Genomic DNA, 16,426 nt, shown 5'->3' on the forward strand with positions numbered 1-16,426 from the left:
GGTGCGGCGCCGGTGGGGACGCCGCCCGCGGACTGACGCGAGAAGCGAGACGGGAGGGTGTCAGCGACCGGCTCGCGTCCTTCTCGTCAACAACGTGACGGACGGACAGAGCAAGCAGAACAGCACAGCAATCGATTCCTGCGGTGTCCGTCAGGAGCAGCCTGCCGAATAGAGAGCGGGAGTGCACCACGACGACGCCGGGTGGTTCCCGCTGAAAGTGCTGACCCATCCGCTCGCTCCGCGTCGGGCTGGTGAGCGAACCGAACGCATCCAGCAACTGGTGTCGACGCCTGTCTCCGTTCTTGAATCGGTTACTCCCACGGGTTTGGTTCCCCGGCCTCCCGCATCGGAAGATGAGGGTTGTGAACAATACATTCACTCGAGGATATTTAGCATCAAATTATATTACTTAGATATTTACGCACCCGTTGAGATAGAAAAACGGTATGTCTGAAAGGCATCCGGATGGCGATCCCGACCGAAATCGACGTGGTAGCGACGAGTCTCCCGACTCTGGGGCGAGCGATCGCTCGAGCGGCATCGGCCGCCGGAGGTTCATCGGAGCAACTGCCGGAGGGGCGGTGGCGACGATGGTGCCGGCGAGCACCGCCGTCGCTGCCGAGGACGACCGGACAGTAACGCTCGTCTTCGACACCCACTTCCACGGACGGTTCCGTGACTCGGAAGCGGCCGAACTGAACATCCAACGGTATTACACCGTTGTCGAGGAGAAACTCGAGGAGTACGATAACGCGGTGTTCGTCGGCATCGGTGACGACTTCGCGCCCTCCCTGCTCGGCCTCGAGTACGAGGGCGAGCACATGGTTGAGGCGTTGAACGCGATGGATGTCGCCGTAAACGGGGTTGGCAACCACGAGTTCGATTTTGGGCCCGACAGGGCTATCGAACTCTTCGGCGAGAGCGAATTCCCGTGGGTCGTGGCGAACCTACTCGACGACGGGGGCGAGACGCTCGAGAACACGGAACGCTGGACCACGCAGGAACTAGGCGATCTCACCGTTGGGTTCTTCGGGATGGTCTCGGAGAATTTCCATAATATCACCGACTATCCTGACGACTGGCAGGTCCTCGACAACGTCGACGCCGGTCAGGAGGCCGTCGATGAGCTCCGGGAAGAGGGTGCGGATATCGTGGTCTGTCCGGCCCACGTGTCGACGGGGACTCACGAACGGATGGCCGAAAACATCGACGGACTCGACGCGATCGTCGGGTCACACTCCGGCGTCGTTCTCGACCAACCGGCGGAAATCGACGGGACGATCAACGCCGAGTTCGGGGACGAATTCGACCACATTGGTGCCATCACGCTCAACGACGAGGGCGAGCTCGTCGACTGGGAGCGGATCGACCTGTTGGCCGAGGACTGGGAGCCTCGAGACGAAGTCGACGAGTTCGACGAGATCAGCACGCGGAACGTCGGGGAGATCGAGAAACACGAGGCACTCGACGAACTGTACGAAAAGTACCAGGTCCCCCTGGACGACCGGCTCGGAGAGCCGTTCTTTCACAGCGAGACCGAACTCAACTGGTCGTTCGACAACTACGCAATCGAGACGGGCGGCGGGAACGTGATCACAGACGCCATTCGCGAGGTGGGGGACGTAGCCGACGTGGACGTGGACATCGGGATTATTAACGGCGGAGGAATCCGCGCTGACACCACGTTCGGGCCCGGCGAGATAACCGGTGCGGCTGTGATGGAGGCATTGCCGTTCCCAAACGAGTTGTGGATCATCGAGGTCACCGGCGAGGAACTGCAGGACTTCCTTGCGAACGAACAGCGGGCGCATCCGTCTGAACAGTTCGGGACTCAGCCGGCGATCCAGATCTCGGGTGTCTCCTACGAGTGGTGGGGCCATGACTGGGAGTCCGAGATCCGGAACGTCTTCGTCGGTGGCGACCCGGTCGACGAGGACGAGACCTATCTGCTGGCGGGGACGGACTTCCAGATCGAACGCGAGGACGCCCTCGATCACGAGAACAAGTTGATCGCCGAGACCGGCCAGTTCGTGGGCCCGTTCGTATTGGACACCCTAGAGGAGTGGGGGACGGTTGCACCCGAGCGTGAATACCGGATGATCCGGTGGGACGAGGACGTTGGCGAGGCCGACCTTGCGCCCGGCGCGGACCGGACGGAGGTGACCTTCGAGGTGCCGCCTGGTGCTGAGGAAATCGAGACCGACGAGCCGGTCGTAGCAGTCAACCGGGACGGTGAGACCGTCGAGGCCGAGGCGGTCTCCGCCGACGGGGAGGCGGTCACGGCCTCCTTCGCGACCACCCCGCTCCTCGATCTGGCAGCGGTCGAGGACCCGGCGATTCGGGTGTTCGCCCACTACCACGCCGACCAGGCCGAATGGCCGTACGACTTCGATATCCCGACGTCCGACGGCTACGACCACCTCAAGGTGCGAGCCGACGTTGACGAGGACGACCTGGGCGACTTCACGCCCGCAGAGCGGACGAGGTTGGTAAGGGAGAGGGTTGCGGCCCTCGATCTGCACCGGGGCACTGAGAACAGCCTAACGTCGACGCTCGAAAACGCGGCGAACTCCTTTGACAGAGCAAACGAGACCGCCGCCGCCAACCGACTGTGCGCCTTTATCAATCAAGTGGAAGCACAACGTGGCAAGAAAATCGACGAGGCGGATGCCGACGACTTGATCGAGCGGGCCGAAGAGATCATCGCCGCCGTCGGCGAAGAGTGTTGATCACTCGTTAACCGCCGACCCTCTTTTGGGTTGGACACCGAGTACGCGAGGCGGTCGGCGGGAGTAGAAGGGCTGAGAACTGCAGTGGGAGACGGCTTGGTGGGTGTCACCGGGCGAAGGGGTCTTGGCACACGGGGTACCACTTGAGACAGATCGGAGCCGTAGCCGGTCGATCCTGAGTGACGGCTGGCAGCACGCTCGTTGGCCACCACGTCGTCCGTGTTGGGCCCGCTGAAAGCCGATCGGTGATGGAACAGCTGCTCTGTGTCCAGGACGGTTCTATCACTCCTCCTAATAGCTGCCAGAAGGAACAGTGGTGCGTTCGCAGATTACCGCGTGTTCGACTACGAGCGCACCCGGATTCAACAGTGGCAGCCGTACAGGTCGAACAAGTATCAGTGCAGGACCCGACTGTTCCGACAGCTGTGAGGAGAACCCCGTCAGAGAGCGGTCGGTACGACGGCTTCGTTCGTTCGGCGGTCGGCGTCCGAAGCCGATCAACACCCCTCGTCGTCGGTTACGGTTAGCGTCCCGGTTTCGGTCTCGCCGTTTGCACTGACGGTCCATTCGTGGTCGCCGGGGCCGAGATCCCGGCTCATGACGCCGAAATCGACGGTATCAGTCTCGCCGGATTCCAGCTCGAGTGGCAGCGGTTCGTCGAGTGGCCCGATTTCGAACCGGCCGTCGACCGAGACCGGTTTGCCACCGTGGTTCGTCACCGTGATGCAGAAGTCGGCGGCATCCTCGCTCGGGTCGGCCGTCTCCTCGTGTGGGACCGAGTCGGGTGCGGACACCGAGAGTTCGAGCTCGATCTCGGCTTCGGGTTCGTCGTCGTGATCGTCGTCGTCTGGTTCCTCGGCCTCAGGGTCGTCGTCTTCTGGTTCATCGTCGTCGGGATCTTCGGCCTCGGGGTCGTCATCTTCTGGTTCCTCGTCGTCGGGATCCTCGTCGTCGGGATCCTCGTCGTCGGGATCCTCGGCCTCGGGGTCGTCGTCCTCGGGAGCTTCATCTGGTTCTCCGACGTATATCCCCCGTGCGGTGATTGTCAGTTGCTCCGGGTCGGTCGAACAGTCATCCGGATCGAGTAATTCCAGGCTCGCCTCGGTGGATTCGCCCGGCTCGAGCCGTTCCTGAATATCCCACGTTCCGTGGTCATCGACGGTAGCATAAAAGTCAACCCTGACCCTGTCGTCGCTCACGTTGTCGGCGTCGAACGTGACATAACAGCGTCCATTGGTGTAGTAGTACGCACCCGACGACAACTCGAGACGGTCGTCGAGCTGGTCGTCGTCTCCCTCCCCGGCGAGCGTATACTCGTACTCGACCGCGACGTCCTCCGGCTCTGCTTCCTCGTCGTGTTCCTCCGCAGCCGTTGACAGCGACCCAAACAGTCCAGCACCCCCAAGAGCCGTTCCCGAAGCGAGTAGCCTTCGGCGGTTGAATGTCCTCATAGCTAGAAACTACCACACAGTAATGTGAAATGGATGACTTGCACGGGCAACCTTTTTTCAGAGGTGTCTGCTGTGTCGAACGGCTGCCACCCGTACCATCGGCGGGTGGCTGCCCAGAACAGCTGCTCCCTCGATCCCTGCCGCGCTGAGAGCCGAAACGCCTCCTTCACGGAGTAGTATGTGTAGGCGAAAGATGAAAATAGAAAAGACAGAGAAGCTGCATAGATGTACAGTATGACGACAGCGACGGAAGCGGACTGTGTTGCGGACCGGCTCAAAGAGCTGCCACCGAGTGCGAAACTCGTCTATAAGACGCTTGTCTACGACGGACCGAAACTCACACAGCCCGAACTCGCCGCCCATTCACGTCTTGCGACACGAACTGTCCGCCACGCGCTGGGGAAGTTAGCCGAGAAAGACCTCGTGACGAAACAGCCGTCGCCTCGGGATGCACGCCAATCGCTATACTCGCCGTCGCCGGACTAGCTGTCCGTCGATCACGTCGACTCGGTCCTGGTGCCCAACACGGTTGCCAGCAGCTGTTGGCTTCGTGGCGGCGTCCACAGAGCTCTCCTAGCCACCCCGACGGGGCTGCTCGAGCGCCACCGACGGCCGTTGCAGTCGTCGGACCGCGAACCTCAGCTGCAGCGCCGTGATCCCCTGTTGGCGTCGAACGGGTCCACCAGCAGACCGAGACACCGAGCATGAGGAGCCCGAGACTGAGCCCGCCGAAGAACGGCGACTCAAGGTGAGACCAGGACAGTTATGACGGCGAGGCCGACACCGACCGTGGCCTGCCGGCACGCAGAGCCCGGTCGAGTGCACTCCAGAGCCGAGTTCTAGCAGCAGTTTCGGCTTAATTCCTGTTCGCGGCGTACACCCGCCAGGCGATCGGTTTTACGTGGTGACAGGGCCTGCCGAGACTCAGTCGAACCACTCGACGTACTCCTCGCAGGCCGTACAGGCCGCCCGCGTCGCCCACGCCTCGCCCCGGTCGTGGTCGGTCGGCGAGACTTTCGCCACGTGGATCTCCACGGCACCACAGTCGGGACACTGGGAGGGAATCGGTTGCGCCATCTGACTCAATCTTGATCGTGAGCCTCATAACTGTACCTCCTGTCGTATTTGAGATCGGAGCTGTCGCAGCGACTGGCAAGCGGACAGCTGCGACGCCGACCGTACAGTTTAGCCGCCGTTCTCAGACTCGAGCGAATCGGGCTTTGAGGACCCTGCCGTCACAAAGAGCGCCGCTCGGGCATCGATCCTGGGTGGGTCTCCCCGGGTGGGCGTCGAGTCGGTCGAAGAGGGAGCAGGGAACGATGGCCGGTGGTACTCAGTGTCGACCGCTCCAGCAGTCACGACGCTCGTGGCAATTGGTTCAAACAGATTATCGGATGACGAACTTCGAACGGGGATCGGTGACCGGCCCGTCCTTCTCAGGGGAGTACAGCAACAGCCCGAGACACAGCCCCAGCCTGATCGAGGAGGGGCTGAGCCCGCCCCAAAAGCGCGACTCGAACCCATGGACAGAAAGATCGCCACGGCGAGCCCGACGACGAACCCGATCCACGGCGTCCACCGGGTGCGGATCCCCTGGCCCAGCGCGTAGACCAGCGTACCCAGATAGAGACTGCCGGCGATGATGCCCGTGTTCAATAGGGGATAGACGTAGGAGTTGTGCGGACCTCTGGCCCCGTCGGTCTCCGCGGCGGTGTTCGCAAAACTGATGCCGAGTATCGGGTCCTCGACGAGACGCTCGAGGGAGGCGGCCTGGCGTGAGGTCGTCACAGTGGGTCGCTTCCTGCACGGCTTGGCGACGAGAACCCACAGGCACACGGCTCGTGGTGTGGACTCTGGAGAGGCCTCCGATCCCAGTCGAACCACACGGTATGGAGATGTGAGCTCTCGCCCGTACACAGCCCAAGCCGACCGGCGACCAGACGGAGGAACCGCGCTTGGAAATCACGAGGACTGGGCAACTCCAAACAGGCTTCGAGTAGCAACTCGAACTCTCGGTCGGTGAGGACCTCTTCGTAAGAATGACGGGGTGTCAGTGCTCGTCGATGCCGCTTCGCCCACGTTGATGACGCAGACTGATGCTGTGGCATTACAGCCAGAGGTGTACGCGGTTCTCAGAGAAACTATTCAAAATTGATACTGTTCGACAATACAGCGGATGAGTGCACCACGACACCTCCGTCTGTTTCACGACGAAAGCAGTGAACCATCCGCTCACTACACGCGCAAATGTGACACTGAACTCGTCGGCAGAATCAAATTGATTGTGCTGCTCCCGCGACCGTCCTTTCGACCTCTTCAGCAGCGTTGAGTATGGGTTCAACGCTCCCAGTGTCGGTAAGTACCACGTCACCACTCCGAGTATCGTACTCGAGCACTCCATAGTGTTCCAACCGTGGTAAGTGGTTGTGAACCAGGCTCACTTTTGCGTGTTTGAACGCCGTCTCGTGTGCTGTATCTGAGCAAGAGGCAATTCGCTGTGAGAGGTCTGAAACGGTGGAGACCCCATCGTTTTCGACCAGTTCGTAGAGGATGTGCTGTCGATCAGCATCAGCCAAGATCTCGAACGCCTCATGCTGGTTCATGGTTGTTCAGAGTGGGAGAGGGGGATACAAAGCCTCATAGCCAACAAAATTTGGCTACTTCGATAATTTGGCAGTCTCATATGCTTGAAACTCAATTTTCCTTCCCTCGTCGAAACCCAATAAAGACATACTATATTGATCAGATGTTTTTGGCGAGCTGAAAACCCGGTAGCCAGATCTGCAAACTGAACATACTGACTTCGGTCTTTATCGATCTATAACTCACCTGTACTGACCGAGCACTACCCCTCGAAGACCGCCTCTCAGTCTGTGTCACAGTCGCGCTGTGAGTTCAGCAGAGCCTGGTTGAACTACCGAATTACTGCCAAGAGTGAACTGATGAATATAGCGGAGTAGTGCAGCATAGTGATTACGTTCCCCTCACATGGCAATCGTCGGACATCCATCCACTATTCGTACGTATTGACCCATCAAAGAAACCTACTATTGTTGCTTTTAAGAGCTATAACCCATTGACCATATGGAACATTTTTCTATAGAGCGGGTGTCGGATGGCGTGAGATGACTGAACCACCCGAAAGCGACACCTCAAGCGATATTTCGACCCACTCTGAACTCATTCAGGTTCTCATCGAAAACTCACGAGAAGCTGATGAATGCATTCTGGTTCCAGAAAATGCAACAGATGACGAGCTACACACAATGTGGGTTCTTGCTGAGGAAGGTTCGTATACTCATCCAAAAGACGCTCAGTAGACCCGTTGTCCTGACCGATCACTTGTCTTCGTAGATTGGCTTTCAGTCTGTGCCACAGTCGCGCGCTGTATGCACCACGGCTACTGAACCCTCTCACTATGGGGGTTCACCAAGGCCGTCCTCGTGGACCAACTGACCGATCACTCCGTGTATAGCCGGACTGCCGTCCGTCGCGGCCCTTCATGGGTTGGGTCCGCCGACCACCCTCGTTCGATTATCGATCCGTTCGTTGCCGAGCCAATCCATCAAGATGAAATAACAGTCTTGGCACGGATACAGTACAGTAATGCGATTTGAGACGCAAAGCGCCGTGCTCCGGGAGGCGTTCCCGGCGGAGTACGCCGACCTCGCGATCCTGGTCACCGAACTCGGCAGCCAGGAGGGCCTCATGATGGTGCTCGCGACACTGTTCTGGCTCTCGAGCCGGCGTCGAAGCGCGCTCGTCATCGCGTACGCCCTCGCGGGCTTCTCGCTGGTACTCACGCTCAAGGTCGCCCTTGGGCTGCCCCGCCCGTCGGCGGCGCTCTTCTTGAAACCGCCCGCGGCCGACCCGTACGGCTTTCCGAGCGGCCACGCGTTCGCAGCCGTCGTCGTCTACGGTGGCCTCGTCTCGGCTTTCGATCGCGCCCGAGAGCCGCCGGTCCTCGTCGGCGCTGGCGTCCTGATCCTGCTGATCTCGCTCTCGAGAGTCGTCCTCGGTGTTCACTATCTCGGCGACGTGATCGTCGGGATCGCCCTCGGCCTCGGCTTTCTCGCCGGGATCAGCCGGCTGGCACGCGGCGATCCCCGACGGGCGTTTGCGGTCGCCGTTGCCCTCTCGATCCCGGCGCTCCTGCTCGTCGGGCCGTCGTCCGCGACGCTGCTCGGTCTCGGTGGTTCGATCGGCGGGCTCCTCGCGGCGACTCGCCTCGAGCGCCTCCCGGCGCGTCGCTCGCGGGTCGAGGGAGCCGTCCTCGTGCTCGGCGGCGGTGGGTTCGTCGCCGCCGTGCTGGCGGTCGAACCGCTCGTCGCGGCGGTCCGGCCGCTGCTCGTGGCGCTCTACGCCGCCCTCGTGGCGGGCATCCTGCTCGTCCCGGCCGCGGTTGGCCGACTCGAGTTCGACGCGCTCGACGCCGGCGCGAGATGACCGGAAGTCGGTGTGGCCCGGAACTGTCGTCGCTCACACACAAAAGCTGCAGCGACGAACGCTCTTTTATCAATGAATCACATTATTTGCACTGGCGGTCCGGTCGGTCTCGGTACCGACGAACGAACCCGGATGTCATAGATCATCATCCCTGCGCCGACGCTCACACCAGTGTTTGCCAACACCGGGTCGGATCGCCGTCCTCACGAACGGAACGGGTCTCCTTGCGGACTGTCGCTCGGTGATCCCTGGTGACGTCGTACTGAACCGCACAGCAGCCGGCCAACTCGAGACGGCCGGTATGATGCTGTCCCGACGCTCCGAGAGCGTCGCGATTGGGATGTAGCAGTCGGCTCAGACGCACAGAGGCTCGACGAGCAGAGCTCGAGCATCCGCGCGCCCGCGGTCGGGTCGAGGAGCTCGAGCAGCCGGTCGTGGCGGGCGCCGTCGGATGCCTCCCGTCGAAGCGACGAACGAGTCGTCCCCCCAGCGATCCGAGCCCGAGCGCCGCCCGGTGATCGGCGGGCGGGATCACCTGGGTGGGCCGCGCTGGTGCATCGTGTCAGTTGACTCGAGGGGCCACGCATGGTCGGTGTATAGTAGGGTGGCGCCTGCGGACTGACGCGAGGAGCGATGCGGGAGGGTGTCATCGAACAGCCCATGTACTTCTCGTCAACGGCGTGCTGAACGGACCGGACAGAGCAAGCGGGGAACGGCACAGCAATCGACTCCTGGGGTGTCTGTCACGGGAAGCCTGCTGAATAGAGAGACGATCTCCATCACCGTAATTGGAAGAAATGACTCGGTGGTTTGACTGGTTGGGCCACTGGACTGGCCACGGGCAGCTACCAGTCGGGTTCTTCGTTGCTATCTTCAGGAAACGGCTGCTCCGCCCAGCCCTGCTCGTAGGGGGTGAGATAGGATACGGTGAACGTCCATGACGAACATTTCCATGCTCCGTCCACCCGTCGGTACTCGTGGTCGTACGTTCCCTGGGCCCAGACAGCGTCACCCTCGGTAGTTACGAGGGCTTCCTCTACACGCCACCGTCCTGTGGCCTCGTCACCGTCGACTTCGATGAGCGGATTGTGAAGCATATGCCAGGAGGCCGCCATATTCTCTTTCCAGACCGTCTCCGCCCAGTCCCGCCACCCGTCCCTGTCGTCTGCCGTCCCAAACTCCCCCGCATCGAACGAAATATCCTCGGTGGCGAACTGGTCGATAGCACCGGCCCACTCCCCCTCTTCGTCCCCCCGGTAGAAGAACTCGTACACCGCCTCTTTGATCGCGTCCTTCTCCAGGAGCGCTTGCGCGTCTGGTGGTGTTGTTTCTGCCATCGGGTGAGTCACCCACACCACCTATGTGAACTAGTCACATAGCGTTATCCGCTACCGACTCTGCACGGAGTGAACAGGGACGCGATAGATCGTCGGAAACGAGATGCGCGCTGTATTCAGCCGCGACTGGCGACGCCATCGAATCCCCGGACAGAAGGTCGGGCTGACTAGAGAGAAACGGTTCAGCGCGGCGGCGGCGTTTGTCTCGGGCCGAAGCCAACAAACCACTCAGTAGCCATAGAGCGTTCTATATCTGGGTTGAGGTCGTAGGAGTAGTGCTGATTCACATGCAATTCGTCGCTACCCTGGAACACAGCACGGAAAACTGCTGGGCGCGTGAAGAGAACGAAGAGAAAGCCAAAGAGTGGATCGAGGACATGGATCAGAAAGCAGCGGACGTCGATGTGGAGATCCACGGAGCGTACGTCTGCCCGAACGAGCATACGTTCTACTTTGTACTGGAGGCTGAGTCCTTCGAAGGCGTTTCGACGTTCCTCGGGCCACCGCTGCTCACTGACCACGACGCTCACATCGCACCTGTAGTCACGTTCGGCGAGGCCGAGCGCGCTGTTCGGTGAACAGACGCCACCCTATTTCTGGCACGGTCTAGTTTAGCACCGCAGCTGGCGTTCGTCCATCGAGCGATTGCTGCGGTCTCCGGGTTGTAGTAATGCACGACCTGTTCAATCCATCTGCGTGCACTCGTCCGACTGCCCACTCACGAGGTATGGAACCGGTCGACTCGCATTTTGAAGGTGTGAAACCACTTTTCGATGCGGTTTCGGTTGCGATAGTCACCCCAACCGTTCAGTCCTAACCGGGCAAGGGCAGTCCGATAGCCACACTGATCGAGGAGACACACCGTTTCGGAGAGATCGTGGTTTTCGTGGGGTCCATGCAGGAACGCGGCTGCCGGATCGGTGCCGTGTCGGCCGACCAACTGGGCATCGAGAACCACTTTCGCGCCGGGGTCTATTGCAGCGTACAACCAAGACCACTCGCCGGTGATTTTGATAGCGGTCTCGTCAACCGCGATAGTGTCAATTCAAGCGTTAACCGGTACGCAACACAACGATAACGTAGCCACGCTCGGCCGATCACTCCACGGCTGAAGCAACACTAAACAGTGTCCGGAATACGTTTTTGTCAACTTTTTCTGGTGAGAGGATGACGGTACCGACTATCAGCTTCAGGCCGTTCTAGATTGCACTGGCATGTGATGTTTTACAGTTCGGGCAATATTGGTGGGTGACACTGATCCTCGACGTCGTGTGGGCAAGCCAGCAGGGTACTGCCCCATCTCTCTGTAACACCTCCTCACAACCAGAATTGGTCGGGATGAGGCGTCTTGCCGACCGATATTGCTCCCGAACTGCCTTGTTCGGGGAGGAGTGAGCGATCGGGCCCCCCAAAACCGCACCGTAACGGTAGTCCCTCATCACAAGATGTCTCGACTGCTGCCAAAATCAACAGTCGAACGAGCGTTCGCCAATAGTGCAGAGTAACCACATCTATACTCGATACTACCTCGGACATTCGGTTACCACCGCTTCCAAAGAGCTCTAACTAACCAGCATCCATATAGGCATATAGATTATATGTGTCTTCTCTGTCTGTTCGCTCTTCCAGAGGAAGAGTAGCAGCTCGGAAGGAGCGATCGGAGCCATAGGACTCTCACTCAGTCATCATCCGCCTCCGTCGCCGAGGTAGGAGTCGATCGGTCATCCGTACTGCCAATAAGCCGTGTTTCCTCCTGGAGCAGAAGCGGACCGTGTTTACCGCTGAATTCCTTGACCAATCCGATCACCGCGATCAAGCACACGAGCGCAAACGGGCCACCCGTAACAACGGCTGAGGCCTGAAGCGCTTCGATACCACCGATGATCATGAGAACGGAGGCAGTTGCCCCAAGGAGGAGCCCCCACAGCAGCCGGTTGATCTTCGAGGGATTCTCCTCGCCGCCAGTCGTCATCATCGAGACGGCAAGCGTTGCAGAATCGGCCGAGGTGACGAAAAACGAGGTCACGAGCACGAGGAACAACAGCATGAGAACCGTCCCGAACGGGAACGCCTCGAACAGGACGAACCCAGCGACCTCCTCCCCGTGTGTATCGACGGGGTTGAGGATATCCATAAGACCGACGTGTTGTCCCCAGACGGCAGTACCGCCGATAACGACAAACCAGGTGATCGAGGCCATAGATGTCGCAATAATACCGGTAAAGGCGATCTCACGGAGGGTTCTGCCACGCGAAATCCGGGCGATGAACAGGCCGGCGAACGGCGACCACGAGAGCGCCCATGCCCAGTAGAAGACGGTCCAGTCGTTTGCCCACTGCGTCCCACCCTCTGCGCCAGCACCGGTGAAAAGACTCATCGAGATGAAATCGGACACCATCCCGCCGATTGCCTGTGTTCCAAGCACTAACAGAAACATCGTCGGTCCAAGGATGAACGTCACGGCGATCAAAAACACCAGTAGAGACACGTTGAAGTTGGACAGCCGTCGAATCCCCCGGTGGAGTCCGAGCACGAGGGAGATCGTAAAGACCAGGGTCATCCCGGTGACAACCAGAATAATACCGGCGTTCCCGAGTTCGATCCCCCACTGGTACTCGAGTCCGGTGACGAACTGGCTGCCCATAAAGCCGAGTGACGTCGCCACACCACCGATGGTTGCGAAAACCGCGACGACGTCGATCGACTTCGCGAGGTTGCCGTCAAGGTTGTCGACACCGAGTATGGGGGTCAACAGTGCGGACACGCGCAGTGGGACTCCCTCGTAATTATATGCGAAGTATCCCATAGCGATGCCCAGCGTCGTGAAACAGGCCAGCGGGGTAAGACTCCAGTGGAAGAGCGAATACTGGACGCCGAGCACCATGGCCTCAGAAGATTCCGCGGACGCACTGTAGAGTGGGGGGACCTCGGAGTAATGGAGGAGTGCTTCGGTCGGCCCCCAGAAGACAACGCCCGCTGCAGATCCCATCGAGTACAGCATCGCGAAATACGAGAGATAGCTGAATTCGGGCGAGTCATCGCCAAGTCTGAGCGTTCCCCACGGACTGACGATCAGAACCAGTAAGAATACAACGAGCAGGAACATCACCGCAAGGACAAACCAGTTGATATAGCCGAGTATCGTCTCGTTCATGCCCCACATGAGGTCCGCGGCGAGCTGTGGGTCGAACGCGAAAATCGAAATAAACGCAACCGTGAGTCCAGCCCCGAAGAGAAAGATCACTGGATCCAACTCATCAATAAACGTCGCGAGAGCGCTTTCTTGGTTTGAACTAGCCATGGGTCGACCTCGCGCTGGAGTGCTTACGTGGCGGGAAAGCCAATCCCGGGTCTTGACGAGCAGGTGACGGACGACCGGCTGGCTGGCGGCAGCCGCCTGTGGATGGCGGAGACCCCTGGACGCTGACTCTCACAGCAGTCCACTCACGGCGTGTCGCCCAGAAAGACGTCCGCCACCAGCCAGGCTCGCTCGTCCTCCCGGTCGGTTCCCGTGGTCGGTTTGACCCTTGTCGATCGGCTGTACTATCCACTCTGTCGTCACCGCGATATGCCAGTGCCATTCGCTAACAGTGTGCATCCAAACCGTTATAAAATTTTCGCTTCGTGGATCGCATCCGATTCGACAGAAAATCGACCGGTGACCGACTGCGTGTCTCTCGGTCTCTGGAGCCCCTCTAGAGGTGGTAGGCGGTCCTTCGGGTTGCCGTAGTAGGAGACGGCTCAGTATTCGATCCCGCCACCGTGTCCCTCAGCACTGTCTTCGAACCGTGAAAGGGAGAAAAACTCCAAATCAGCGAGCTCCGACTCCCCCTTAGTGATCCGGTCGCTCATCAGCTTTCCGACGGCTGGCGCCTGTTTGAATCCGTGTCCGGAGAACCCGCAGGCGAGGTAGCAACCGTCTGGGCCGCAGTGGTCGAGGATGAAATCGTGATCCGGCGTGTTCGCATAGACGCCGGTGTACTTGCCCTGAATCCCCGCATCGCTAAGCTCAGGGATATACTCCGCGACCGTTTCGTGCAGGTCCAACAGCGTTTCTTGATCCGGCCGTTTTTCGTAGTGGTCCGGATCACACTGCTCTTCGGAGTGGTGGGTCGCGATCAGGACCCCCTCTCCGAACTCGGATCGGATGTAACAGCCACCAGGTAACCCCGCGGTTGGAACGAGGTCGGGATACTGCTCCCGATACTCCGCTGTCGGTTCCAACAAAAGGACCTGTTCGCGTGATGGCGTGATCGGAACGTCGAGACCGAGTTGCTCCCCGAGCGCAGGGGTCCACGGGCCGGCTGCCAGAACAACGTTGTCGCAGGCAACCGTTCCATCGTCGGTCTGAACCGCAGTCACCGATCCGGACTCCGTCTCGAACCCCTCGACCGCGACACCCGTTACAACTGTCGCCCCGCGGTGTTGTGCCGCACGGACGAATCCGGCAGCGACGTCCGTCCCGTCGGAGTACGCCGCCGTCTCATCACTTACGGCGAAGTCAAACGCCTCGAGGTTGAACATCGGAAACGCCTCGTCGAGCTGGTCGCCGTCGTACCGGGTGACTGGAATCCCCAGCTCACTCAAGATTTCGTACCCCGCTTCGGCGTACTCGACGTCAGACGACCCCTCCTCGGCGAACGTCACACGAGGGTTTTCGTTGTACGCGATCGGCTCGCCAACTCGATCTTCGAACTCCTGGTAGAACTGATGGCTCCAGTCGGCCAGTTCAGTGTAGAGCTCCTTTTCACCGTAGTGGTGGCGAATAATCGCGGACGAATCACCTGTTGAGCCGGCGCCGATCGCGTTTTTCTCGACGAGCGTGACGTCATACTCGGATTCGGTGACGAGAAAGTACGCGATGCTCGCTCCGATTACCCCGCCGCCAACGATGACGATATCAGTCGCTTCCGGAAGTGTGGGTGTGGCTTCCATACACACGGCTTTGTTGAGCGAGTCATTTAGTTCTATCTCTGGCTCCGATCCCAAACAGTGGTCACGAGAGTCATGGCTGGAGCCGACGTCGACACCCCGTTATACGAACGGTCGAGGGGCTAGTGAGATCATGGCACTCGAGAGTGATCTTAGAGACGGCTAGCCGCAGGCGATATTCGGCGGAGCCGCGCCTGTCTTCGACTCGCTGGTCGGTTTTTACTTCACGATCAGCTCTCGAGGAACGTCCGCGAGGACGTCGGCGCCGTCGTCGGTCACCACGAACGATTCGCTGATCTCGATCCCGTAGCCGTCGAACCAGACACCGGGTATCATGTGAAAGACCATGTTTGGCTGGAGCTCGGTCGTGTCGCCGGGTCGGATGCTCGCGGACTTTTCGACCCACGACGGTGGGTAGCCGATCCCCGTTGAGTAGCCGATTCGGGACTCCTTCTCGACCATCGTCCCCGCGATTTCGTCCCGCCAGGCCCGTTCGACCGCCTCGCAGGTGACCCCGGGCTCGACAGCGTCGATCGCCGCCTCCAACCCGCGGACGACGATCTCCGACGCGGTGCGAACCTTCGCCGGCGGTTCACCCAGAAACACCGTGCGTGTCAACGGCGAGTGGTAGCGGTTCACCACGCCGGAGAGTTCCAGAATCACCGGTTCGCCCTCCTTGTACGTCTCGTTGGTCCACGTCAGATGTGGCGACCCCGTCCCCTCGCCGGAGGGCATCAGCGGCACGATCGCCGGATAATCACCACCGGTCGTTTCGGTCCCCTCGAGCAACGCTTCGTAGACGGTTGCTGCGGCATCGCTCTGACGGACGCCGTCCTCGATCGCCGCGATCCCCTTCTCCATCGCCCGTTCGGAGATCCGGGCGGCCTCACGATGACAGGCGACCTCGGCATCGCTTTTGACCATGCGAACGCGGTTGACGAGTTTCGTGACGTCGTGTACCGTCGCCTCGGACAGTGCGTGGGTCAACTCGTGATACGCGTGCGCCGAGAAGTAGTCGGCGTCCATCTCGACGCCGACGTCGCCCGTCGCCCGCCCGAGTTCCGCGAGCAGATCAACGACGAAGCTCATCGGATGGTTGTCCGAATCGACGTACTCGTCGGTGTAGACGACGATGTTCTCGTAGTCGAGCCACGTCGTTTCGGTCGCACACGTCCGGTCCTGTTCACGGCCGACCCAGATCGGTTGGTTCTGGTCCGGCGTGACGATGAGGATCTGCGGGACGTAAAACGAGTACGCGTCGTACCCTGACAGATAGAACATATTCGCCGGGTCCGTAATGAGTAACACGTCGAGATCTCGGGCTTCCATCCGCCGTTGGGTCTCCTGGAGGCGGGTGCGGTACTCTGCTGTACTGAACGGCGTCCTAGCTAACTGTGCCATACTCACACATGACGTGTCCATAGTATAAAATCTTCGTCGTAATCCAGTAGCGACCCACCCGTCGGAAACGCTATCGCTACCCGACGACATGTACCCCGCTGAACCCCACGACAGCACTCGACGCGTTCAG

At 60.0% G+C, this 16,426-nt stretch carries 12 protein-coding genes and 1 pseudogene; 5 read left to right on the forward strand and 8 right to left on the reverse strand.

Going from position 1 to position 16,426, the window contains the following annotated elements; all coding sequences use genetic code 11:
• Nucleotides 1–446 precede the first annotated feature (446 nt).
• A complete protein-coding gene (locus C491_RS16930) occupies nucleotides 447–2,729 on the forward strand; it encodes a bifunctional metallophosphatase/5'-nucleotidase (RefSeq protein WP_152421367.1) in 2,283 nt (760 codons plus the stop codon).
• A 497-nt stretch (nucleotides 2,730–3,226) separates the two neighbouring features.
• Here C491_RS16930 and C491_RS23010 read toward each other — a convergent pair whose 3' ends face one another.
• A complete protein-coding gene (locus C491_RS23010) occupies nucleotides 3,227–4,180 on the reverse strand; it encodes a hypothetical protein (protein ID WP_005558500.1) in 954 nt (317 codons plus the stop codon).
• A gap of 234 nt (nucleotides 4,181–4,414) precedes the next feature.
• Between C491_RS23010 and C491_RS22090 the strand changes: the two genes are divergently transcribed.
• Nucleotides 4,415–4,666 (forward strand): MarR family transcriptional regulator, encoded by a 252-nt coding sequence (locus C491_RS22090; RefSeq protein WP_005558502.1) that lies wholly within the window; start codon nucleotides 4,415–4,417, stop codon nucleotides 4,664–4,666.
• Nucleotides 4,667–5,104: 438 nt separating this feature from the next.
• On the opposite strand, the gene C491_RS23400 is transcribed toward C491_RS22090, so the two are convergent.
• Nucleotides 5,105–5,257 carry a hypothetical protein gene (locus C491_RS23400; protein ID WP_005558504.1) on the reverse strand — a complete coding sequence of 51 codons (153 nt, stop codon included), beginning with the start codon at nucleotides 5,255–5,257 and terminating at the stop codon, nucleotides 5,105–5,107.
• Between the two features lie 1,196 nt (nucleotides 5,258–6,453).
• On the reverse strand, nucleotides 6,454–6,783 hold the full coding sequence (locus C491_RS16940; protein ID WP_005558506.1) for a DUF7344 domain-containing protein: 330 nt from the start codon (nucleotides 6,781–6,783) through the stop codon (nucleotides 6,454–6,456).
• A 522-nt stretch (nucleotides 6,784–7,305) separates the two neighbouring features.
• Between C491_RS16940 and C491_RS22700 the strand changes: the two genes are divergently transcribed.
• Both C491_RS22700 and C491_RS16945 read left to right on the forward strand, forming a co-directional pair.
• Entirely contained in the window at nucleotides 7,306–7,500 is a 195-nt protein-coding gene (locus C491_RS22700) for a DUF7511 domain-containing protein (protein ID WP_152421370.1), read from the forward strand.
• 286 nt (nucleotides 7,501–7,786) lie between these two features.
• A complete protein-coding gene (locus C491_RS16945) occupies nucleotides 7,787–8,626 on the forward strand; it encodes a phosphatase PAP2 family protein (protein WP_083909378.1) in 840 nt (279 codons plus the stop codon).
• 845 nt (nucleotides 8,627–9,471) lie between these two features.
• Here C491_RS16945 and C491_RS16950 read toward each other — a convergent pair.
• Entirely contained in the window at nucleotides 9,472–9,963 is a 492-nt protein-coding gene (locus C491_RS16950) for a nuclear transport factor 2 family protein (RefSeq protein WP_005558511.1), read from the reverse strand.
• Nucleotides 9,964–10,250: 287 nt separating this feature from the next.
• On the opposite strand from C491_RS16950, the gene C491_RS16955 reads away from it, so the two are divergent.
• Nucleotides 10,251–10,541 (forward strand): DUF3303 family protein, encoded by a 291-nt coding sequence (locus C491_RS16955; RefSeq protein ID WP_005558513.1) that lies wholly within the window; start codon nucleotides 10,251–10,253, stop codon nucleotides 10,539–10,541.
• Nucleotides 10,542–10,569: 28 nt separating this feature from the next.
• On the opposite strand, the pseudogene C491_RS22095 reads toward C491_RS16955, so the two are convergent.
• The 4 genes and pseudogenes from C491_RS22095 to C491_RS16970 form a co-directional block, all read right to left on the reverse strand.
• A pseudogene (locus tag C491_RS22095) lies at nucleotides 10,570–10,999 on the reverse strand (DDE-type integrase/transposase/recombinase); the annotation flags it as partial.
• Nucleotides 11,000–11,641: 642 nt separating this feature from the next.
• On the reverse strand, nucleotides 11,642–13,264 hold the full coding sequence (locus C491_RS16960) for a BCCT family transporter (protein WP_005558515.1): 1,623 nt from the start codon (nucleotides 13,262–13,264) through the stop codon (nucleotides 11,642–11,644).
• 440 nt (nucleotides 13,265–13,704) lie between these two features.
• Nucleotides 13,705–14,898 (reverse strand): NAD(P)/FAD-dependent oxidoreductase, encoded by a 1,194-nt coding sequence (locus C491_RS16965; protein WP_005558517.1) that lies wholly within the window; start codon nucleotides 14,896–14,898, stop codon nucleotides 13,705–13,707.
• A gap of 216 nt (nucleotides 14,899–15,114) precedes the next feature.
• Nucleotides 15,115–16,296 carry a M24 family metallopeptidase gene (locus C491_RS16970; RefSeq protein ID WP_049892218.1) on the reverse strand — a complete coding sequence of 394 codons (1,182 nt, stop codon included), beginning with the start codon at nucleotides 16,294–16,296 and terminating at the stop codon, nucleotides 15,115–15,117.
• Nucleotides 16,297–16,426: the final 130 nt, after the last annotated feature.

It is taken from the genome of Natronococcus amylolyticus DSM 10524 (genome assembly GCF_000337675.1).
Taxonomy (GTDB): domain Archaea; phylum Halobacteriota; class Halobacteria; order Halobacteriales; family Natrialbaceae; genus Natronococcus; species Natronococcus amylolyticus.

Bases quoted from the DNA above. Each gene is read 5' to 3' on its own strand.
- C491_RS23010 (WP_005558500.1), bottom strand. From the start codon at position 4,180: ATGAGGACATTCAACCGCCGAAGGCTACTCGCTTCGGGAACGGCTCTT.
- C491_RS16970 (WP_049892218.1), bottom strand. From the start codon at position 16,296: ATGGCACAGTTAGCTAGGACGCCGTTCAGTACAGCAGAGTACCGCACC.
- C491_RS16940 (WP_005558506.1), bottom strand. From the start codon at position 6,783: ATGAACCAGCATGAGGCGTTCGAGATCTTGGCTGATGCTGATCGACAG.
- C491_RS16955 (WP_005558513.1), top strand. From the start codon at position 10,251: ATGCAATTCGTCGCTACCCTGGAACACAGCACGGAAAACTGCTGGGCG.
- C491_RS16965 (WP_005558517.1), bottom strand. From the start codon at position 14,898: ATGGAAGCCACACCCACACTTCCGGAAGCGACTGATATCGTCATCGTT.
- C491_RS16960 (WP_005558515.1), bottom strand. From the start codon at position 13,264: ATGGCTAGTTCAAACCAAGAAAGCGCTCTCGCGACGTTTATTGATGAG.
- C491_RS23400 (WP_005558504.1), bottom strand. From the start codon at position 5,257: ATGGCGCAACCGATTCCCTCCCAGTGTCCCGACTGTGGTGCCGTGGAG.
- C491_RS16950 (WP_005558511.1), bottom strand. From the start codon at position 9,963: ATGGCAGAAACAACACCACCAGACGCGCAAGCGCTCCTGGAGAAGGAC.
- C491_RS16930 (WP_152421367.1), top strand. From the start codon at position 447: ATGTCTGAAAGGCATCCGGATGGCGATCCCGACCGAAATCGACGTGGT.
- C491_RS16945 (WP_083909378.1), top strand. From the start codon at position 7,787: ATGCGATTTGAGACGCAAAGCGCCGTGCTCCGGGAGGCGTTCCCGGCG.
- C491_RS22090 (WP_005558502.1), top strand. From the start codon at position 4,415: ATGACGACAGCGACGGAAGCGGACTGTGTTGCGGACCGGCTCAAAGAG.
- C491_RS22700 (WP_152421370.1), top strand. From the start codon at position 7,306: ATGACTGAACCACCCGAAAGCGACACCTCAAGCGATATTTCGACCCAC.